Source organism: Methanobrevibacter sp. (genome assembly GCF_045541095.1).
Classification (GTDB): domain Archaea; phylum Methanobacteriota; class Methanobacteria; order Methanobacteriales; family Methanobacteriaceae; genus Methanocatella.
Map to the genome: position 1 here is coordinate 1 of NZ_JAZQIJ010000257.1, position 5,384 is coordinate 5,384.

At 32.7% G+C, this 5,384-nt stretch carries 2 protein-coding genes; both read left to right on the forward strand.

Translation table 11 applies throughout. The features are described 5' to 3' along the window. Nucleotides 1-306: 306 nt before the first annotated feature. A complete protein-coding gene (locus tag ACKI2P_RS11100; RefSeq protein WP_407377585.1) occupies nucleotides 307-1,803 on the forward strand; it encodes a transposase in 1,497 nt (498 codons plus the stop codon). Between the two features lie 775 nt (nucleotides 1,804-2,578). Then, nucleotides 2,579-5,384: C1 family peptidase (locus tag ACKI2P_RS11105; protein WP_407377586.1), on the forward strand; the 2,806-nt coding region annotated here is incomplete at its 3' end.

The window sequence follows — 5,384 nt, forward strand, 5'->3', positions numbered from 1 at the left end:
TGATGTTAATGTTGATGTTTTTTTTAAATATAATAAAATAGCTATTTATATATAATTTAGGGTGTCCGACAAAAGTACTTTTTTTAATTTGACTTTTTTATAACTGCGTTATTTTTTACTTATTTTCATTGCTTTTTGAAAATCATAACTTCATTTATTAATTGGGGAAATAATTTTTCATTTAAATTCATATAAGTTATTAGCTATTCTTTATATTTAATTTAACTAATTTTTAGAATAGTAAAGTTTATATACTAGTGTTTACATAATTTATATTAAGTATTAGTTATTTTGAGTTGGTTATTTATGGTTTCAAAAAAAATTGACAAGAATCAAACAAAATTAGGCATCAAAACTCATGATTTCAATGTTCCAGAAGGCCATATCTCTCGTTTTGTTGTGGATTTCATTGAAGAAATTTATCCCAAATTAGGAATTTCCGAAAATACTAAAAAAGATTGTAGACCTTCATATCCACCATGTTCTATGTTAAAATTGCTTGTTTATGCAAAAATAGACCATGTAGAAAGTACAAGAATGATTGAAGAAATGGCAAAGTACCATGACATATATAAATTTGTATGTGATGGAATAACACCCTCAGAAAGAACAATACAACGTTATCGAAATGATTTAGGACCTTATTATGAAGTATTATTACAAATGACATTAAAAAAAGCCTTTGATGACGGATTCACTGATTATAATCACGTTGCAATTGATGGAACCATTAAAAAAGCACACAATTCCAACCAAAACATGATTAGCAAAAAAGAAACCCAAATATTAGCTCAATATTACAAAGGACTAAGTGTAGATCCTGCAAAACTTGAAAAACTCAACAAACCTGCTCAAAAAATCTTCCACGACAAAGAAATGTCAGATGAAGAAAAATTAGAATTAATTTACGACATACAAACACAATTCAAATTCACAGGACAAGACAAAATACCAATGAATGATATAGAAGCACGTATGATGAAAGGTAAAAAAGGAAACTTCCTAGTTGCTTATAATATCCAATCTGCGGTCGATTACGATACCAAATTAATCTGCGCATTAAACGTCACACAAAACCCAACAGACCATTACGAACTACCAGAAATAGCAGATAAAGCAATAAACAACATAGGAAAAACACCAAAACATATGAGTGCAGATACAATATATTTAAACCAAATAAGTCTATCTTACTTTGTTAACAAAGGAATAGATGGATTAATACCAACAAGAAAACAAACAAAAGAAAGAACTGGAGAATTAAATCCAAAACCATTCCATAAAGACCATTTTTACTATATAACAGACATGGACCTATTTATGTGTCCAGCAGGACAACCAATGTATTTCTACAAAGAATACACTGAAAAAAGTGACGACCCAGAAAAAGCGGACAAAATAAAAAGACTATACAACAATTATTACGCATGTAAATACTGCATTCACCGAGAAACCTGCTTAACAGAGAAACAAACTCATAGAACCATCACAGAAAACGGTGGAAGATTAGAAAGAGCAATGTTCTTCAAAATGGAAAAAGAAGAATATAAAAAAGAATTTGGCAAAAGACCATGTGTAGAAGGACCATTTGGAATATTAAAAGACCAATATCATATAGATCAAGAAATAGTAATTGGAATGGTAAAAACACAAGAAAGACTAAACCTAGATGCATTGGCATACAATATAAAAAGATTATACAATTTAATTGAAGGAAAAACAAATAATAAAGAAGATATAGTAGATTTCTGCGAAAGTTTATCAGCAACACACCAATTAAAGCTTGATGTAACAATCTACTAAAACCATCACCTTAAAAAATTACTTTTGGCGGACACCCTTTAAAAAAGTAAAATAATATTAATTAAGATAATTGAGGTTATTATATGAAAACTCATGCGAAAGTTGTATCATTTATGTTCTCTCTACACTACTTTTTTTTTAGAACTAATAATAATTAAATATTTTCATCCAGCATTCATTAATCATTTTTTTGACGAATTCACCTATACCAAACCATAAACTCGGAATAGGGGACAAGCTCCTATTCCTCGAACCTTGACGAACTTATTATTGTTAAGTCTATAGTATAGGCCTTTCGCTATCGTTCAAGGCATCCAGTTCGACCTAAAGCTCGGACTGCATATAATGGTGGTGCTGGTTAAATAAAACTACTTTTTTCATTGATGACTTACGGAACCGGCCGGAAATGGTCGTTTCCTCACTATAGTTTATGTTCGCCAAGTCTATTCACCCAGGCCTCCCCTCCACGCCTCCGCTAACGCTCCAGCGTGGGAGTCGGCCTGGGCGAATTGGCTCGCTTAATAACATGGCTATGGTTAGGTTGCTATTTCCAGAATTAATTAACTACAAAAAAATTCGCAATTTTTATTCAAAATGTAATAGTTGCAAATATCAGTTTACAGGCACTCTTATCCCTATCAGTTACATATATATACCTAATTTAATAGACTTCTAACTATATTCTGAATATTTTAGACAAAAACAATAGCTTTAAAGATTGTTCGTTTAAAATAAAATATTTTTATCAAAATATTATTCAAAGGGGTACGGGATTATGGAATTCAAAAAAAGTATAATCATAATAATACTGGCTGTTTTTATCATAAGCATTACAAACGTCAGCGCCAGTGACGTGAATGAAACATTAAGTGCTGAAGACATGCAAACTTTTTCAGACTCACCTAAAACATTCACAGAATTTAACAATGACATTAACGAATCAGAAAATACATTTGAAGTAGAATATGACTACCGATTCAACAACCAAAGTGATGAGGGCCCAGTCATAATTGAAAAAAGCAATTTCACAATAAACGGGAACAATCATGTTCTCGATGGAAACGGTCAATCCGGAATATTCAATATAACAGGAAACAATGTGACAATAAACAATTTTGTATTTTTCAATGGTAATATCTTCCGAGGAGGAGCAATATATTCCACCGGACAGATTACCCTGAACAATGTGACTTTTATCAACAATAATGCTAGTCGTGGTGGTGCAATATATTCTAATGGCCAATTGATATTAAATAATGCTACTTTCATTAGCAATAATGCTGATGTTGGTGGAGCAATTGCATATTATGGTATGGCATTGAATTGTAGCAATTCTCGCTTTATTGACAATAATGCCAGTATTTCTGGCGGAGCAATATATTCATTTGGGATGCAATTGATATTAAATAATGCTACTTTCATTAGCAATAATGTTGCTGTTGGTGGAGCAATTGCATATTATAATGGGATATTAAATTGTAGCAACTCTCGATTTATTGACAATTCTGCTGATGAAAGTGGATCATCCATATTTTTAAGTAATGCCATATTAAATGTCTGCAACTCATTTGTCACTTCAAATAGGTCAAGTAAGTGTGGCCAAATTTATGCTTCAAGTTCTACAGTCAATATAAATAATTCGAAATTCATAAACATATCCTCTGTTTATTCTTCTGCATTATATTTTATAAATTCTGAATCCTCAATTATCAATTCTAGTTTTGTTAATCTTACAGCTGAGAAATCTGCAGGAGCGATAGCCGTAAGATTGACGGGCAACACTTATATCCAAGGCTGTGAGTTTATCAACACCGGGTCATTTAAAAATGCCGGTGCCATACTGGTTGATTATGGAATGGGAGACTATAATGCTACAGTCATTGATTGTGTGTTTAAAAATTCTTTATCCATGATTGGAGGGGCGTATATTCAGCTGGGAGGTAGTTTAATCCTGAACAGTTCCAACTTCACAAACAATAAAGCCCACGTTGGAGGAGCAGTTTATATCTCATTTACCAACAGCACAATTGACAATTGTATTTTTGAATCAAACAAACTGTCTGATAACATTTCCACCAGTTGTGGAGGTGCAATATATTGTGATATGAGCAATATGACATTAACCAAATCAGAATTCATAAATAACTCTGCATTTCTGGGAAATGCGGTATATTCCTGTGATTCATGGTATAATATCACCAACTGTCTGTTTGCAAACAATACAAATGCGATTTTCACAGATTTTGACAAAAACCAGTGCAATCTCAACAGTAATGAGTATAATAATGACAGCGTAATCACCAATCAGTCATTTTATAATCCCCTATCTTTTGCTTATCCTGGATTGAATCTGACATTAATCAACAATACAATCAATGTTACCAGTCTTCCTTTTAGGTTTGATTTACGTGATTGGGGATGGATTACTCCTGTTAAAAATCAGGGCAGTATGGGCTCATGCTGGACATTTTCTTTTGGAGAAGCATTGGAAACTGCTCTTTTAAAAGCAACAGGCATCAGATATGATATTTCTGAAAATTATATGCATAGTCTCCAAATAAGATATTCAGTTTTTGGTGATTTAACAACAGATGTAGCGGGCATGAATTATATAGCTTTGGCTAATGTGGTCAGCTGGCTGAGTGTTGGTGAAAAAGATGATGAATATGATGAGGTTGGAAAATTATCACGTTTTGTTGATAGTGTGAATAAGATACGTCTTCAGGATGCTTACTTCATAATGCCGAATTCAGCCGATTATATAGTGGACGTTAAAAAAGCAATTTTAAATTATGGTGCAGTTTCCATTACTTATGCAAGCAGTAATAATGAACCATATTTCAATGCAATAACCTCTGCACATTATACTAATGAATCACTTACACCAACCCATGCCGTTGCCATCGTTGGATGGGATGATAACTACTCTGCTGATAACTTTTTGATTACTCCTCCTGGAAATGGTGCATGGATTGTTAAAAACACCTGGGGAAACGAATGGGGAGATGAAGGATATTTCTACCTCTCATACTATGAAAAGTCATTATTTGTACCTGATCCAGATACAGACATCAGTTATCCTTTCACAGCCTGCATTTTTACAAATAATATAGATTATCATGTCAATTATCAGACTGATTTATCTGGTTTACATGATTTTGATGGCAATTACACTCAATATTCCAATGAATTCACTGCAGAATATGATGATTTGATTGCTGGTGTTGGAACATACTTCAACCAGTCAGGCATCGATTATTCCTTTGACATTTACGTGAACAATAAGTTGATACACTCACAAAGTGGCATAAGCGAGTTTGCAGGATACAGAACAATTGTCTTAAGCAGTTATGTTCCGGTTAAAAAATCAGACAAGTTTAAAGTTGTATTTAAAAATAATAATCTTCCTTATGAAGCATACTCTAGAAATCATTATATTCTTGGAATGTCATTTGTAAGTGCAGACGGCAACGTATGGAGGGATATCACTTTAGAAAACAAGACAGTTTGTCTGAAGGTCTATACTGTGGCTGATGATTCCAGAATAATTGACAATAAAGACCTGTCAGTGAATTATGGTG